The organism is Porphyromonas pogonae, from assembly GCF_036320655.1.
In the GTDB taxonomy this organism is placed as follows: domain Bacteria; phylum Bacteroidota; class Bacteroidia; order Bacteroidales; family Porphyromonadaceae; genus Porphyromonas; species Porphyromonas pogonae.
The window spans coordinates 2,638,878-2,654,996 of sequence record NZ_CP143258.1; the positions used below are offsets into that span (position 1 = coordinate 2,638,878).

Here is a 16,119-nt window from a genome sequence, read left to right on the forward strand (position 1 = left end):
TTGTTTGTATAGTATGAGGTACGGTTGTAATTATCACCAAAATAGAAATAGCTTTATGAAAACTTTGCACTACATCATATACTTAAACTTAACCTTGCTCCTTGTAAGTGCCTGTGGCAACCAGAATAACAAGCACAGGAAAGATGAGATCAATAATGTCCCTACTACCAAACAACAGGGAACCAAAACTCCCCTATTGGGAGAAAGAATCAGAGGTAATGTTTTACTTAAGGCAAACCCCAATGGATATGATATTGCCGAACTTTATGATAGCACACAAGTCTCTTGCACTCCTCTTAAAAATGGGTGGTATCAGGTGGGAGTCATATGCTCTGTGGATATAAATAAAATGAAGGGTGGTATTTTCCGAAAAGGAACAAAACTCACAACGGACAATAACAAGGTAATAGGTATGCTCCTGAAAGATAAATCACAAGAGGAACTTTTCATGGACGATCATAATACTATACAACTTACAGGTTATGTACAGGAAAAAGACATCTACAAGGAATCTATTATAGAAAACTATCTGAACGAATTCCTCAAAGATAAAGCTTCACTTGTAAAGTCTGACTTTGACTCCGCTTTTCACTCTTTTGATTTCAAACCCTTTGATATAATGTCTCCCTACGAGGGGTATCTGATGTATGAAAATTGGATAGAAGATCCGTCGCCTATCAGCAGAGTGCTCATCCTTTTTAAGGATAAGAATTTTGTAGGATTGGTACATTCACGACCAATTGAGCCCTTGTCGGCTATGAAAGATTATAAACTGGAAAGGGATCTGAAACTCCTAGTATTTGAAGATTTGCCAAAAAATTCTCTAAAAAAAGTAATGGATGATATAAACGAATTTCTCACACATTCTGATTAATCCCAATAAGGGGGAGTGAGATTGGACTAATGTCTGTATATTATATCACAACACTTTACAACGGATTTCAGCAAATCAAACAGTGTAAAGAAATCTCCTTTTGTGCAGTTTCTGTGATCAGGATGATTGATAATTGGCAATAATGTATTAAATTTGGCAGGAAATTTCAGATTGTTTCATATCTATAATACGATAATTATGGCTGTTCTCATCAATGAAGTTTCCCACACATTCGGAGAGTATTTACTAGTACCGGGTCTTACTACACGTGAGTGTACCCCACAAAACGTCAGTCTCAGGACGCCCCTGATCAAACATAAAAAAGGGGAAGAATCCAAAATAAATCTCAACATACCTTTTGTTTCGGCTATCATGCAGTCTGTATCCAATGATACACTGGCTATAGCATTGGCAAGAAATGGAGGGCTTTCTTTTATTTTCGGCTCTCAAACAATAGAGGAACAGGCTGAAATGGTGAGTAGAGTAAAGCGTTTCAAAGCCGGGTTTGTACAAAGTGACTCTAATGTTAAACCTCACGATACATTGGCCAATGTATTGGATATAAAGAAACAAACCGGGCACTCTACCATAGGAGTTACTGAAGATGGAACACCCAACGGTAAACTTATGGGCATCGTAACCAGCCGTGACTATCGCTTGGGAACGGATTCTCTATCTATGCGCGCAGAGGAATTCATGACACCAATTGATAAACTCATCGTAGGCAAATATGGAATTACTCTCAAAGAAGCAAACAATATTATCTGGGAACATAAACTGAATACCCTGCCTATCATTGACGAAGAAGGGCATCTGAAACACTTTGTATTCCGCAAGGACTATGACAGCCACAAAGACAATCCTATGGAACTTTCCAATAAGGAAAGCAAAGAGTTACTTGTGGGTGCGGGGATAAATACAAGGGACTATAAAGAACGTATTCCCAAACTTATAGAAGCAGGAGTGGATGTACTTTGTATAGATTCTTCCGATGGTTACTCAGAATGGCAGTCTGAAACTCTCAAATGGGTAAAAGAGACTTATGGAGACAAAGTACCCATTGGAGCAGGCAATATTGTGGATGAAGAAGGGTTCAGATATCTTGCCGAGGCTGGAGCTGACTTTATCAAAGTAGGTATAGGTGGGGGATCCATCTGTATAACACGTGAACAAAAAGGAATTGGTCGCGGTCAGGCAACATCTGTTATGGATGTGGCAAAAGCTCGTGACAACTATTATAAAGAAACTGGAGTGTACATCCCAATTTGTAGCGATGGTGGTATTGTGCATGATTACCACATGACTCTTGCTCTGGCAATGGGAGCCGATTTTTTGATGATGGGACGTTATTTTGCTCGTTTCGACGAGTCTCCCACACGTAAGATGAAGATCGGGAACAATATGGTGAAAGAGTATTGGGGCGAAGGATCGAACAGAGCTCAAAACTGGCAAAGATATGATAACGGAGGCTCTGAAAATCTCAAATTTGAAGAAGGCGTAGATAGCTATGTTCCCTATGCAGGAAAGCTCAAAGACAATCTCAATGTGACTCTCAGTAAAATCAAAGCTACTATGTGTAGCTGTGGTTCTATAACGTTGCCACAACTCCAAACTACAGCAAAGGTAACATTAGTTTCCAGCACGTCTATTGTAGAAGGTGGTGCTCATGATGTTATTCTGAAAGAAAGAGGATGATTACCATAGTGGGCCCTACTGCTTCGGGTAAAACTTCTTTTGCTGCTCATCTGGCAGAACGTATCAATAGCGAAGTAATCAGTGCCGACTCCCGACAAGTTTATCGGGGAATGGATATCGGGACAGGCAAAGACCTGTCAGATTATGAGGTGAACGGTAAACATATACCGTATCACCTCATTGATATTTTACCGGCAGGATACAAATACAACCTTTTTGACTTTCAGCACGACTTTCACAAGGTTTATGACAGTATGCTCCGACGTGGGATCAAGCAGCCTATACTTTGTGGAGGAACAGGAATGTACGTCGAAGCAGTTCTGAAAGGTTATCATCTTCCCGATGTTGAACCCAATGAAAGTCTTCGAGAACAACTTAAAGGGAAGTCTTTGGATGAACTCACTCGTATATTGCAAAGTTATGGCCCATTGCACAACAAAACAGACGTTGACTCTGCCCAAAGAGCCATAAGGGCAATAGAGATTGCAGAATATATATTACAAGAAAAAAAAGGAAAAAGCGACAAATCAATTTACACAGAGTTTAAGCCTATAGAGAGTCTGATCTTGTGTACTCACCTATCGCGGGATGAAAGAAGAAATCGGATCAGTGAGAGATTGAAGAAAAGAATCACAGAAGGTATGACTGATGAAGTAGAGCATCTGATTAGTCAAGGTGTAAAGCCCGAAGACCTTATTTATTATGGACTCGAATATAAATTTGTCACTCTTTATTTAACAGGACAAATAACATATCAAGAGATGACTAAAGACCTCGAGATAGCTATACATCAATTTGCCAAAAGACAAATGACCTGGTTTAGAGGTATGGAAAGAAGGGGTTTTACATTGCATAGAATTCCCGCCTTAGCCCCTATGTCTGAAAAAATAGAGCGCGCTCTTGAGCTTATGCATCAATATCATTATGAATATTAATGGCACCACAATGCCTCAACAAGATAAATACAATGATCACATATAAAGATCTGGTAAAGTCATCACGATTCTTCCTAATGGCGGGTCCATGCGCCATAGAAAGTGAAGAAATGGCTATGCAAATTGCGGAGAGAATAGTAAATATTACGACCAAACTCAATATCCCATACATATTCAAAGGGTCATATAGAAAAGCTAATAGATCCAGAATCGATTCTTTTACCGGTATTGGTGACGAAAAGGCGCTGAAGATACTCGGTAAAGTAAAAAGCACCTTTGACATTCCGGTAGTAACCGATATCCATGAAACGCACGAAGCAGCTATGGCTGCCGAATATGTGGACGTATTACAAATCCCTGCATTTCTCTGTAGGCAAACAGATTTGATAGTCGCTGCTGCCAAAACCAATAAAATCGTAAACATCAAAAAAGGCCAGTTCTTATCCCCCGTTGGGATGGAACATGCAGCTAAGAAAGTAACAGACTCGGGTAATAATCAAGTTATCTTGACAGAGCGTGGCAATTCGTTTGGATATGGTGATCTCGTGGTAGACTTTACTAATATCCCTCAAATGCAAAGGAGTGGATTTCCCGTAGTCATGGATATTACTCACTCACTGCAACAACCCAACCAAAGTTCAGGAGTAACAGGAGGGAAGCCTGAACAAATAGAAATCATAGCCAAAGCAGCCATAGCAGTAGGTGCGAATGGAATCTTTATAGAGACTCATCCCAACCCTGCGATTGCCAAAAGTGATGGGGCCAACATGTTACCATTAGACCAATTGGAGGGATTGCTCCACAAACTCATCCGCTTGCAAGATGCTCTCTAATCAATAGGAGACTGTTGCAAAAGTCAACAGTCTTGTGGATTTTGGAGGCAAAGCCGACAAAAGACTCTTTGACCGGGCAGAGAGGGTAAAGTGCAAGGCGATAAGAGTGAGTGCACAGGGAGTTTACTTCAGGTAAATGACCAAGCGCGAATCTCGCAAGCAACGAAGCAATTGGCCTGCTATGCAACGGTCTCAATAGGATAGAAAATATGGAAATTCTTTTGTAAGGTTTTCAGCCCTAAAAGCATTTTTTAGTATTAAAGATCTTCATACAAAAATAAAGGATGTCAATTATGACATCCTTTATTTTTACTATCAGATAGATTTTCTTTAATTGCCTTTTTTAAACATTCCTAATAGCTTTTGGAAAATATTCTTAGGCTTATTCTGTGTCTGACTGTTATTGCCATAGCTATATCCGTAACCATAGCCACCGTAGCCATATCTCTTACCATAGCCATAGTGACTGCGTGCCACCTTCTTGAGGTCGACGCCATTGATTACGATAGAAATATTGGGCAACTTATGCTCACGATACAAAGTATTGATAAGTTCGAAAGCACTCTTTTCCGTGTAATTCTCACGAGACACATATACAGTCGTATCAGCTATACGTGATGCGACCAAAGAGTCTACAACCAACCCTACCGGTGCACTATCAATAATTACATATTCATAATGCTGTCTGAACTTTTTCATCAACAGATCCAATGCGGGACGATCCAAAAGCTCTGCGGGATTTGGAGGAGTTGCACCTGCATTTAGGATATGAAGATTTTCAGTTTCTTTCGCTGTGATAATATAAGGCTCATAATCGAGCGAGTTCTCCGCAATAATATTTGTCAATCCTTTTCGAGGATTTTTGAAGCCGAATACATTGTGAAGCTGAGGGTTGCGAATATCCATACCTATGATAATCACTTTCTTTCCCAGCAAAGCCAAACTAACGGCAAGGTTACTGGATACAAAAGATTTACCCTCACCGGATATTGTAGAAGTAAACATGATTACTTTCTCATCCTCTTTCAAAGTAAACTGAATATTGGTTCTCAACGTTCTGAATACTTCAGACATCAGATTATTGTCATTCTTCTTGACCACAATAGCAGAGTCTCTTGCTGATCTCTCAAAGGGAATATCTCCGATTATAGGCAATTTAGTCAACTTTTCGACCTCTGAATGACTTTCAATCTTAGTGCGGAAGAAGTCTAAGATAGTAATGATAAGCACCGGTAATATCAAACCAAGCAACAACCCTATCGCAAGTATTAAAGGTTTTTTGGGAGATATAGGGTTGGTACTTGCCAATGCTTCATCGATAATCTTAGCATTGTCGGCAGTAGCAGCCATAGCTATAGAGTTTTCTTCTCTTTTCTCCAAAAGCATCAAAAACAGCTTAGCCTTGATCTCTTGTTGCCTGTTTATATCGGTAAGTACACGTTCCTGTGTAGGAGCATTACTGATTTTTTCATTATAGAGGTTTACTTGCCCCTGTATTGCACGAGCATTGATCTTGAGTCCTCGGTATGCACTGGCTATTGACGCACTCACATTGTTGCGCAACGTTTCGAGCTCAGCTTCTCTTTTTATTACGATAGGGTTATTCTCTGAAGAAGATCGTATGAGTCTGTTTCTCTCAAGAAGTTTCTCATTGTATTGATTGATGATTCCCTTCAGCGTTTCATCATCCAATCCAATATTGCTTGGGATTACTTGATTCTTATTGGCAGGATTATCTACGTATTTTTTCAGATCCTCCATGATATAAAGCTGAGTGCTTACAGTTAGCTGATCCTTATTGATATCAGCTCTGCCTTTGACTACCATTTGGTAATCCTCCACAGTAGTAAGTCCTGCACTTCTTTTCGTATCTTCTATGCGCTTCTCTGTTGTACCAAGCTCTTTGCTTATGATATCCAAACGCTCATTGATAAACTCAGCAGTCCTTACAGCCACTAAGTTTTTATCCATACGAGAGTCATCGTTATAAGTCTTGATAAGGGTATTAATGAATTCCTCACCCCAATCCTTATCTAATGATTTGAAATGAATAACGGCCACCGAACTTGTTTTATTAGCCAGATCTACAGACATTCTGGTAAGAATATTCTTCGCTACTTCTATAGGGGCAGTTACACTTATGTAGACAGACTCATCAAAAAAGTCGGAATAGTTCTTCCTTGGAACAAGTTCAAAATCACCTACATCAGTTTTTAAAACAGCAGGGAATTTCGAGAAACTTTCCTTGTGCGTATTCTCTTCTTTGTCTTTCCATACTACTTCCAATGAGCCATTGGTCTGAGGTTTAGCAGTAAAAGAAAAAGGGCGCATCAACTTATCCAATGTGCTATCGGACGTATTCACCTCTAAAGGATAATTATAAAAAAGATAATTGGTGCCTACAGATCCTTTTGTTTTATAGCTATTATATGCTTTGAGTGCAATAACCGTTTTTTTGACGATGGTTTTAGATTGCAGAATCTCCATTTCATTGGTTACGTTATTTGTCGTAGCCAAAATACCCAAATTCTGGAGGCTCATCATTTCATTGGCAGCACCTTGCTTGTTCTTTTCTTCTTTGAACATGATGGTGGCACTGATATCATATTGCTTTTGGGCATAACGCATATATATCATTGCGGCCAAAATACATACAATAACAGAGGCAACGAACCATCTCCAATGAATGATATATTTAGAAATTATTGCTTTGAGGTCCTGAGCTTCGCCCTCTTCATTATAAGGAGTGTTGGGTTTAGAATACAAATCTTCCATTTATACTGTATAGGATTATTTCAAGATGGATATGACCAAAGTAGCAATAGATGTGAGCAATGAGGCTACAGAAAACCAAATAGTTGTACCGGCAGAAATTCCGGAAGATTGTGCCTTTGCCTTATTGGGCTCTACATACAAAACATCTCCCTGCTGAAGATAATAGTAAGGAGAAGATATGATATCACTTTGCGAAAGATCAAGGGTAACCAGTTCTTTTCTTCCGTCTGCAAGTTCTCTTAGTAGTTTCACGTTTTTTCTATTACCGTATATTGTAAGATCGCCAGACTGTGCTATGGCATCAAAGATATTAAGTTTCCCATTATTTGCAACACATATACCGGGGCGGTTCACTTCACCCACCACAGACACCTTATAGTTTATAATCCTGAGATTTACACTGATCCCTTCTTTAAGATATGCTTTCAATTTGTCTTTAATGACATCTTCTGCCTGATTTTCAGTAAGACCTACAACTTTTACTTTACCAAGTATGGGCAAGCTGATCTCTCCGTCATTACTCACAACATAAGAGGGATATGCGTAAGGAGATATAGCGCCGTCAGGAGTGACATTGGTATTACCGATATTGAAGGGTTCCAAAATTTCTTTCTCAGGTGTCGCTGCAGAAACAGTCACGGTGAGCAGATCTTTGGGGTGGATAACGGCATCATAAAGCTTCGACTGAGAAATGATATACTTCGCTTCGCTCTCCTTGTCTTTGCTTTGGAAATATGCAACGTCTTTAACACTTCCACAAGATGTCAGTGCGGCTACCAATACGCAAAGACTTAGAGTTAGTTTTGTAATTTTTGTCATAAAAACTGAATGCTTCATTTGAATTTTAGTAACCGCTACAGCTAATGATCTTCAAGAAATCTTTTACAAAAGTATGCTTGCAAAAACAATCTCCCTACAACCCCAATACAAGCGGAATGTAACCAAACCGACTCGCCATGTTAACAAATGTTTATGAACGAAGTTGCATCAACGAGCAATATGTAACGCTTTATTTTAACTGCGCAAAGTTAACTAAGTTTATTTGTTCAAACAAGTTTTTCACTTGTTATTATATCCCCGTACAAAAGATATGTTAAATATTTAAAACATTATAATTATATAACTTAAAAAGGCGTTCATCTACTGAATACTGCATTTAATCTCACTAAAATTCTTTTTTCTTTTATTATTATTAATTTTGTGACTCTAAAATCACTATTATTAAATACAGAATATGATTATAGCTGTTGATTTCGACGGTACGATAGTAAAGCATAGATATCCTAAAATAGGAGAAGAAATTCCATTTGCTACAGATACTTTGAAAATGCTCATTGAAGATCGCCACAAGCTTATCCTTTGGAGTGTAAGAGAGGGACATCTGCTCCAAGAAGCGGTAGATTGGTGCAGAGAACGCGGTGTAGAATTTTACGCTGTAAACCGTGATTTTCCGGAAGAAGAAGATGGATCAAGAGGTTATTCAAGAAAAATCAAGGCTGATTTATTTATTGATGATAGAGGTCTGGGAGGACTTCCCGACTGGGGTACCATCTACGAAATGATCAGTAGCGGGCGTCCACTGGAACCTTATCAAGAATCAGGCAACTCACCTATTCAAAACAAAACTTCAGAAAAAAAAGGATGGAGAAAAATATTTGGATAAATTTTTAGCCTTACTTAAAGGTCTGATTTATCTAAACATTATATATTCTGAAAGAGATTTGAGTCTCTAAAAATGAAAAAACTCATTTTGTAAAAAGAATATTTTTTCTACCTTTGCACCGTCTTTTAAGATTGTCAAAAAGAAATGACTCCGTAGCTCAGTTGGTAGAGCAAATGACTCTTAATCATTGGGTCGTGAGTTCGAGCCTCACCGGGGTCACTCTTGAAAACAGTCTGTAAGATTGATTAATGACTCCGTAGCTCAGTTGGTAGAGCAAATGACTCTTAATCATTGGGTCGTGAGTTCGAGCCTCACCGGGGTCACTCGATTATATGAGCGGTTATCTTTGCACGAAGATAACCGCTTTTTCATTATCCACTCACGGCCTAGCCGACTTACAATATATTACTTTTCTTTGCGATTCTATAAAACTAAAAAGACCAAAAAGAGCATTGTTCTATTAATGCCAAGACTTGTTACAGCATAGACTGATCTTTTTTTTATAAAATTATCGTCACCTCTTGACAATGGCCTATCCGATGCTGTATCTTTGTCTCAGAACGAATGATTTTAAATTCACATTTACACACAAATCTAATTCACATATAGACACATCAATATATAACAATATGAAATCTCCAATCAATAATATCATAATACAGCACTGCCCCCCTTGTATTTGCACTACGGAACGTCATATCTGAATCTGCCGTCATCCGGCATTACATTTTATCAAGATAAGAGGATGATGTAAAAATATCAAATTGTCAGAATGTAAAAAACAACGAGCCGTCATAATAAAAGCCGTAAAAGGGGAAGAACATTCCTTTTACGGCTTTTTCTGTTTTGGGACTATACAAGCTTTTTTCTTAGTTACATTATCCTATTTTCGTAACTAGATTGTGTGATTTTCTTAACTACGTATCAGGGATTTCTTAGTTAGAAAAATATCAAAACCTAACTAGAAAAATAACATGACGTAGTTTTAGAAATATTCAGAGATTTTGTACTTATATACTACTCTCAATATTTATCATTCGTAGGCCTCGAAGTATTATCAAAAAGATGCATTTCTAAGCAAAACAATAGCATATTAATATTGAAAACAGGGATAAATATTCAATTTAACATTAGCAAAATCTAAGATTTTAATGAAATACAAATTATGATTTTTCACACTAAGGTGTTGAGAAATTCGATAGATGTTACTTTAGTTCTTATATCTCTTTGAGGGCTGATTGCTTCTTTGACTTCCTCAAAGCAATAGGTTTTTACAAATTGAGACCGTTGCATAGCAGGCAAATTGCTTCGTTGCTTGCGAGATTCGCGCTTGGTCATTTACCTGAAGTAAAGTCCCTGTGCACTCACTCTTAGCCCCTTGCACTTTACCCTCTCTGCCCGGTCAAAGTGTATTTTGTCGGCTTTGCCTCCAAAACCCACAAGACTGTTGACTTTTGCAACAGTCTCTTATTAAGATATTATGGCAAATATCTCCCCCCATCTTTGGTGTAGTAACCTCAGGAGACAACTTACAGATAGAGAAAAGGAGACTGCACGTTTGTTATCCAATTTTCAGCATGGAGTCAATACTGTACTGATTTCGCCTCGTCGTTGGGGTAAAACTTCCCTGGTGCAGAAAGTGTGTCAACTAGCACAGACAAATCATCTCAAGATCGTGTATCTGGATATCTTTTCGTGTCGTAGCGACAGAGAGTTTTATGATACATTTGCAGAAGCTGTGCTCAAGCAGACTTCATCAAAATGGGATGAATGGATCGAGAATGCTAAGTTAACGTGAGTTCGGTCTAAGCGTGATGTACTAAGTGGGTTGATGGATTGTGTATGATTTCTAGGTTTAATTCCGGCTTTTTGGGTAGCAGATTGTAGGCAATTATGCCGGCAATCAAATTAATGGCGAAATTATTGACGCTTCTGTGTCGTGTATGCTCTATTTGACAAACGTTTTTGAGTAGGTCATTAACGGTTTCCACAAGTGCTCTTTTTCTGAGTAATATCCTATCATACAGGCTCATCAGAGTGTTTTTCATGTTTTTCTTTATCTTCGTAATCATGTGTATGTCGTCAATGAAGAGCTTATCGAAAAGACTTTGTGAGATGTATCCTCTGTCGGCAACAAGTTTGCCGAATAGTTTCTTCGTGAAGGTTCCGCCTTTAAGTGGAGCACGGTCATCCGTATTCCCCGGTGTGATTTGATATTGAATGATTTCACCCCGGTCGTTAATCACAATATGTAGTTTGAAACCATAGAACCATCCCATACTGCATTTGCCCTTTTGGGCCCATCCTTTCATGGTCTTATGCCCGTGTGCCCGCTTGATATGGCAGGTGCGTAAAGGTGTGGAATCAATGAATGAGATACCGGTGCATTCGCCCAAACAACACATATTGAGAAATGAAATTAGTTTGAATGCCACCTTGCTTTGTAATTCCACAAAACGATTGTAAGAGACCAACGAAGGAAAATCCGAATGACATTGTTGCGTAATATATTGAAGATAAAAGGACTTAAAATCGCGATACCTCGAATGATGGAAAAGAATCAGAATAGTCATGATTTCAGCATCGGACATCCTAAACTTGCGATTTCTTCGCTTTTTGTTTCCTTCGCAAAGGGTTCTTTGCTGAATCAAGGTATCGAAAAGTTTGGAAAAATCATCGGTAAGACAGAAAATTTCAACTATATTTGTTTTCATAAAGTGGTGTTTTGTTTGTTTATATCTTATTGATTGTCAACTACTAAGATACAAATAATTCACCACTTTTGCAATGAAATACATAAGAAATTACACTGATTTACAACACTTTCTAAACTCTATTATTCCTATTATCCCTTATATCGAACTCACGTTAAGTTATTTTTGTCACGCATCAGTCCAAAATATCTATAGAACCTGATCCTATGTCCGACTTCTCTTTGTATCTCGAATTTAATCCACAAAGTGATGACATTAACGAAATACTTCAATTACCCGAAAAACAGCTCATAAGAAAGGTTTTAACATTGTGGTGTGCATTGATGAGTTTCAACAAATAGCAGAATTCAAAAACTCAAAGAATATCCAGAAATGTCTACGAGGAGTGTGGCAATTACAAAAATCCGTGTCATATTGTCTATTCGGCAGTAAAAGCATCTGATGAATGAGCTTTCTGAAAAAAGGAGTCTTCCACTCTACAAATTTAGTGATTCAATATATCTGTCGAAAAACAGTACACCTGACTGGGTAAAATATATTTGCCAACGTTTTGAATCTACAGGAAAACGAACATCAAAAGAACTTGCCAAAAAGATCTGCTATACAGTAGACAATCACTCATCATAAGTGCAGCAATTGGCTTGGTTAGTATGGATATACACACAAGAAGAGGCTAAAGATCAAAACTTTGCAGATGCTTATCAAGATATCACAGACCCAAACACGCCCCTGTTTGAGAAACAAACAGAAAGTCTTACTACATACCAAATGAACTTCTTACGTGCCATTATAGATGGAGTACACAAGGAATTTACAACGCAAGATGCGTTGCAAAAGTATCAACTCGGATCTTCAGCCAATGTAAGTATTGTAAAAAAGCTCTTATAAAAAAAGAATTGATAGAGATTGAAAAGCAACAAACAGTCATCCCCGACCCTGTCATGAAAATATGGTTGAAGAGAGAGCTGGTAAACAGATCATCCATAGAAGCTCTATAGCGAGGTTGCCCATACTCTCTACCCAAACAGGGAGCAAAGAAGTTACCATCAAAGAGATTCTAACAATCATAAATAAACGGTGAAAAATAGACAATTTCCTATGCTAATTGGCAAGAATATACACTTACTTTCTGATATTTGAGTAAGACACAAAATATATTCTTAATTTTGCCGAAAATAATATTACTTGGTATATCCTCATGGAAAGAAAAGTCAGAGTACGTTTTGCCCCAAGTCCCACAGGAGCATTACATATAGGTGGTGTACGCACGGCCCTTTACAATTACCTTTTTGCACGCCAGCACAATGGTGATATGATACTACGCATCGAAGACACAGACAGCAATAGGTTTGTGCCGGGGGCAGAAGATTATATCAAAGAATCACTACAATGGTTGGGTATTAAATTCGACGAAGGAGTCGGTTATGGAGGCAATTTGGGGCCTTACAGACAAAGTGAGCGCAAAGATATTTACAAAAAATACGTAAAGCAACTTCTTGACGATGGCAAAGCTTACATTGCATTTGATACTCCCGAAGAGCTGGAACTGAAAAGGAAAGAGATAGAAAATTTCCAATATGACGCACATACACGTGATTTGATGAGAAATTCTCTGACCATGCCCCAAGAGGAGGTAAGCAAGCTCATTGATGAAGGCACCCAATATGTAGTACGCTTCAAAATAGAGCCGGGTATAGATGTGGAGGTCAATGACATTATTAGAGGCAAAGTAGTAATCAACTCTTCTATATTGGATGACAAAGTGCTCTACAAAAGTGCCGATCAATTACCAACGTATCATTTGGCCAACATTGTCGATGACTATCTGATGCAAATAAGTCATGTAATCCGTGGCGAAGAATGGCTTCCCAGTGCACCACTTCATGTATTACTTTATCGCGCCTTTGGGTGGGAAGAGGTTATGCCCCGCTTTGCACACCTTGCACTTCTACTCAAGCCCGAAGGCAATGGCAAACTGAGTAAAAGAGATGGAGACAGATTGGGCTTTCCCGTATTTCCACTAGAATGGAAAGACCCCAAAACAGGTGAAATATCCAGCGGATATCGTGAAAGCGGATATCTGCCGGAAGCTGTTATAAATTTCCTGGCTTTGTTGGGTTGGAATCCCGGTAATGATGTGGAAGTAATGAATATGGACGAATTGATACAACATTTCAACCTTGAGAAATGTAGCAAGAGCGGAGCCAAATTTGATTACGAAAAAGGCAAATGGTTCAATCATCATTATATCCAAATGATGGACAATGATAAGCTGGCCTCTCTGTTCATGCCCGTGCTATCAACGCATAATATTACCACAACACCGGAATATGTATCCAAAGTAGTAGCCTTGGTCAAAGAGCGTGTAAACTTTGTGAAAGAACTATGGGACCAAGCTTCATTCTTCTTCGTAGCACCATCTGAATACGATGAAAAAACAGTAAAGAAACGCTGGAAAGATGATAGTGCTACGCAGATGCTAGAGCTAAGCCAATTGCTACAAAGCATTGACAATTTTGAGGATGCAGCCACAGAGACTTCAGTCAAAAACTGGATAGAGGAGAAGAATTACAACATGGGTAAGATCATGAACGCTTTCCGTCTCGCTCTTGTAGGAGAAGGCAAAGGCCCACACATCTTCGATATTACAGCCCTGATAGGAAAAGAGGAAACTCTAGAGAGACTTGACAAGGCGATAAAGACTTTGGGATGAATTTACTAAGCAGTTTAGCCGGACATCTATACGGATTGGGGATAAAAGTAGCAACCCCCTTTAACCACAAAGCCCAACTAATATCTGAGGGAAGATCTCGCCTATGGCCTTTTCTGCAAAAGGAAAAGAAAGCTCTTCAGGATAACCCCGTCATATGGGTACACGCCGCTTCACTAGGGGAATTTGAGCAAGGAAGACCTCTTATGGAAGCTTTTAGGATTTGTTACCCTGATCATAAGATATTGTTGTCATTCTTTAGTCCTTCAGGGTACGAAGTCAAGAAGGATTATAACGGTGCTGACTGGGTGGTTTACCTCCCGGAAGATAGCTATAGCCATGTGACACGATTCCTAAATTATGTAAATCCCGTGATGGCTATATTTGTGAAATATGACTATTGGCCTACGTTTCTCACAGAGTTGCATAGGCGCCATATCCCCACCTATATTATATCCGCGATCTTCAGACCTGATCAATTGTTTTTCAAAAAATACGGACTTTGGTACCGAAGGCTTCTTACCTATTTCGACAAGCTCTTCGTTCAGGACAGCGATAGTAAAGCGCTACTGCTCAGGCATAATATAAACAAGGTGACTGTAGCAGGCGATACACGCTTCGACCGTGTATCGCGTGTAGCAGAGAATGCCAAAGAACTTCCACTCATAGCAGCATTCTCAGTCGGTAACACAGTGCTGATAGCAGGTAGTAGCTGGCCTGTGGATGAAGAGTTCATTGCTGATTATTTCAATGGTCGCAAGGACTTGAAACTCATCATCGCTCCACATGAAATAGACGAACCACACTTACAAGAAATCGAGAGTCGCATATCCCGCCCATGCATACGCTACACTCAGATCGAGGGGCAAGACTTAGGTTCGTATGACTGTGTCATCATAGACTGCTTCGGATTGCTATCCTCTATTTATCGGTATGGCGATATGGCCTATGTAGGAGGAGGTTTCGGACATGGCCTTCACAATACATTGGAAGCTACGGTATATGGTATACCTGTAATTATCGGGCCAAATATGAATAAATTCAAAGAGGCCAAAGATCTGATTCAGGAAAAAGGTGCAGCCTTAATAGGATCGGCAGACCAGTTCAATACCATAATGGATAGTTGGATGGATAACAAAGACATTCGTGAAGCATACGGGCTGAATGCCGGTAGATATGTAAAGCAAAATACGGGAGCTACTCTGAAGATTCTTAGAGAAATCAAACCTCTTCGATAAAGATTATACTTAGACTTATTGCCCGCTGCAAAAGGCTATTATGTAGGATAGTAGCAATTCAAACGAAAGAAGCTGACTTCATTGATTGTGAAGTCAGCTTCTTCTATCTCTTCTAACGAGGTGTATTATCTGACAAAAACAAAAAAAACAAGAAGTATCAAATATATCAACATAGGCACATAAACCGAGGTGTATAGGTCAAAAAGGAGGCTGTTTTTTGACCTATACACCTCAAGAAATAAAATGTTCCGCATTTGGCGGAATACAATATCATTGCAAAGCAGTGAAAAGCCTCCTCCCCCAAAAAACACCGCCCAAAGGGCGGAAAAAGAACATCAACAAAAAACGGACAAAATCACCCTTCCAATCATCAAAAACGAAAAATACCCAAAACCTGAACCCTCTCTCAAATCAAAAAAAAGCAAACCGAAAAACGCTCAAAAACAAAGAAAACCGCCCTGCCAAAATCCCTGCTAAACAAGATAAATATAGCGGGTTGGAAAAGAGAAGAAATAGAGCGTGAAACGCCCATGCACAATGACCTTGAGTAGAAAAATGCAAATTGAGACTGTTGCAAAAGTCAACAGTCTCATGGATTTTGGAGGCAAAGCCGACAAAAGACTCTTTGACCGGGCAGAGAGGGTAAAGTGCAAGGCGCTAAGAGTGAGTGCACAGGGAGTTT

12 protein-coding genes, 2 tRNA genes and 1 pseudogene are annotated in these 16,119 nt (G+C 39.1%); 11 read left to right on the forward strand and 4 right to left on the reverse strand.

Going from position 1 to position 16,119, the window contains the following annotated elements; all coding sequences use genetic code 11:
• Positions 1–55: 55 nt before the first annotated feature.
• From VYJ22_RS10530 to kdsA, 4 genes are all read left to right on the forward strand, one after another.
• Positions 56–874 (forward strand): hypothetical protein, encoded by an 819-nt coding sequence (locus tag VYJ22_RS10530; protein ID WP_329904016.1) that lies wholly within the window; start codon positions 56–58, stop codon positions 872–874.
• Between the two features lie 198 nt (positions 875–1,072).
• Positions 1,073–2,569: an IMP dehydrogenase gene (locus tag VYJ22_RS10535; RefSeq protein WP_329904018.1), complete on the forward strand. Its 1,497-nt coding sequence runs from the start codon at positions 1,073–1,075 to the stop codon at positions 2,567–2,569.
• A complete protein-coding gene (miaA, locus tag VYJ22_RS10540) occupies positions 2,566–3,504 on the forward strand; it encodes a tRNA (adenosine(37)-N6)-dimethylallyltransferase MiaA (RefSeq protein WP_329904019.1) in 939 nt (312 codons plus the stop codon). The genes VYJ22_RS10535 and miaA overlap by 4 nt, the downstream gene beginning before the upstream one ends.
• A 32-nt stretch (positions 3,505–3,536) precedes the next feature.
• The gene (kdsA, locus tag VYJ22_RS10545; protein ID WP_329904020.1) at positions 3,537–4,337 is read left to right on the forward strand and encodes a 3-deoxy-8-phosphooctulonate synthase; all 801 of its coding nucleotides are present in this window, start codon (positions 3,537–3,539) and stop codon (positions 4,335–4,337) included.
• A gap of 330 nt (positions 4,338–4,667) precedes the next feature.
• Here the strand turns inward: kdsA and VYJ22_RS10550 are convergent, their stop codons facing one another.
• A complete protein-coding gene (locus VYJ22_RS10550) occupies positions 4,668–7,112 on the reverse strand; it encodes an exopolysaccharide transport family protein (protein ID WP_329904021.1) in 2,445 nt (814 codons plus the stop codon).
• Positions 7,113–7,127: 15 nt separating this feature from the next.
• Positions 7,128–7,931 (reverse strand): polysaccharide biosynthesis/export family protein, encoded by an 804-nt coding sequence (locus tag VYJ22_RS10555; RefSeq protein WP_329904022.1) that lies wholly within the window; start codon positions 7,929–7,931, stop codon positions 7,128–7,130.
• Positions 7,932–8,346: 415 nt separating this feature from the next.
• Here VYJ22_RS10555 and VYJ22_RS10560 point away from each other — a divergent pair, with 415 nt between their 5' ends.
• From VYJ22_RS10560 to VYJ22_RS10570, 3 genes are all read left to right on the forward strand, one after another.
• Positions 8,347–8,775, forward strand: a complete 429-nt coding sequence (locus VYJ22_RS10560) for a BT0820 family HAD-type phosphatase (protein WP_329904024.1) — start codon at positions 8,347–8,349, stop codon at positions 8,773–8,775.
• A gap of 146 nt (positions 8,776–8,921) precedes the next feature.
• Positions 8,922–8,994: transfer RNA gene (locus tag VYJ22_RS10565), tRNA-Lys, on the forward strand.
• A 31-nt stretch (positions 8,995–9,025) separates the two neighbouring features.
• Positions 9,026–9,098, forward strand: a tRNA-Lys gene (locus tag VYJ22_RS10570).
• An 850-nt stretch (positions 9,099–9,948) separates the two neighbouring features.
• Here the strand turns inward: VYJ22_RS10570 and VYJ22_RS10575 are convergent.
• Entirely contained in the window at positions 9,949–10,113 is a 165-nt protein-coding gene (locus VYJ22_RS10575; protein ID WP_329904025.1) for a hypothetical protein, read from the reverse strand.
• A 149-nt stretch (positions 10,114–10,262) separates the two neighbouring features.
• Between VYJ22_RS10575 and VYJ22_RS10580 the strand changes: the two are divergent.
• Positions 10,263–10,567: pseudogene (locus VYJ22_RS10580) on the forward strand (AAA family ATPase); the annotation flags it as partial.
• A 13-nt stretch (positions 10,568–10,580) separates the two neighbouring features.
• Here VYJ22_RS10580 and VYJ22_RS10585 read toward each other — a convergent pair.
• The gene (locus VYJ22_RS10585; RefSeq protein ID WP_329903135.1) at positions 10,581–11,489 is read right to left on the reverse strand and encodes an IS982 family transposase; all 909 of its coding nucleotides are present in this window, start codon (positions 11,487–11,489) and stop codon (positions 10,581–10,583) included.
• 627 nt (positions 11,490–12,116) lie between these two features.
• On the opposite strand from VYJ22_RS10585, the gene VYJ22_RS10590 reads away from it, so the two are divergent.
• From VYJ22_RS10590 to VYJ22_RS10600, 3 genes are all read left to right on the forward strand, one after another.
• Positions 12,117–12,377 (forward strand): hypothetical protein, encoded by a 261-nt coding sequence (locus VYJ22_RS10590; RefSeq protein WP_329904027.1) that lies wholly within the window; start codon positions 12,117–12,119, stop codon positions 12,375–12,377.
• Positions 12,378–12,687: 310 nt separating this feature from the next.
• Positions 12,688–14,202, forward strand: a complete 1,515-nt coding sequence (gene gltX, locus VYJ22_RS10595) for a glutamate--tRNA ligase (RefSeq protein ID WP_329904028.1) — start codon at positions 12,688–12,690, stop codon at positions 14,200–14,202.
• A complete protein-coding gene (locus tag VYJ22_RS10600; protein WP_329904029.1) occupies positions 14,199–15,437 on the forward strand; it encodes a 3-deoxy-D-manno-octulosonic acid transferase in 1,239 nt (412 codons plus the stop codon). The genes gltX and VYJ22_RS10600 overlap by 4 nt, the downstream gene beginning before the upstream one ends.
• The last annotated feature ends 682 nt before the right edge of the window (positions 15,438–16,119 follow it).

Bases quoted from the DNA above. Each gene is read 5' to 3' on its own strand.
- VYJ22_RS10560 (WP_329904024.1), top strand. From the start codon at position 8,347: ATGATTATAGCTGTTGATTTCGACGGTACGATAGTAAAGCATAGATAT.
- VYJ22_RS10535 (WP_329904018.1), top strand. From the start codon at position 1,073: ATGGCTGTTCTCATCAATGAAGTTTCCCACACATTCGGAGAGTATTTA.
- VYJ22_RS10530 (WP_329904016.1), top strand. From the start codon at position 56: ATGAAAACTTTGCACTACATCATATACTTAAACTTAACCTTGCTCCTT.
- gltX (WP_329904028.1), top strand. From the start codon at position 12,688: ATGGAAAGAAAAGTCAGAGTACGTTTTGCCCCAAGTCCCACAGGAGCA.
- VYJ22_RS10550 (WP_329904021.1), bottom strand. From the start codon at position 7,112: ATGGAAGATTTGTATTCTAAACCCAACACTCCTTATAATGAAGAGGGC.
- miaA (WP_329904019.1), top strand. From the start codon at position 2,566: ATGATTACCATAGTGGGCCCTACTGCTTCGGGTAAAACTTCTTTTGCT.
- VYJ22_RS10555 (WP_329904022.1), bottom strand. From the start codon at position 7,931: ATGACAAAAATTACAAAACTAACTCTAAGTCTTTGCGTATTGGTAGCC.
- VYJ22_RS10600 (WP_329904029.1), top strand. From the start codon at position 14,199: ATGAATTTACTAAGCAGTTTAGCCGGACATCTATACGGATTGGGGATA.
- VYJ22_RS10585 (WP_329903135.1), bottom strand. From the start codon at position 11,489: ATGAAAACAAATATAGTTGAAATTTTCTGTCTTACCGATGATTTTTCC.
- kdsA (WP_329904020.1), top strand. From the start codon at position 3,537: ATGATCACATATAAAGATCTGGTAAAGTCATCACGATTCTTCCTAATG.
- VYJ22_RS10575 (WP_329904025.1), bottom strand. From the start codon at position 10,113: ATGACCAAGCGCGAATCTCGCAAGCAACGAAGCAATTTGCCTGCTATG.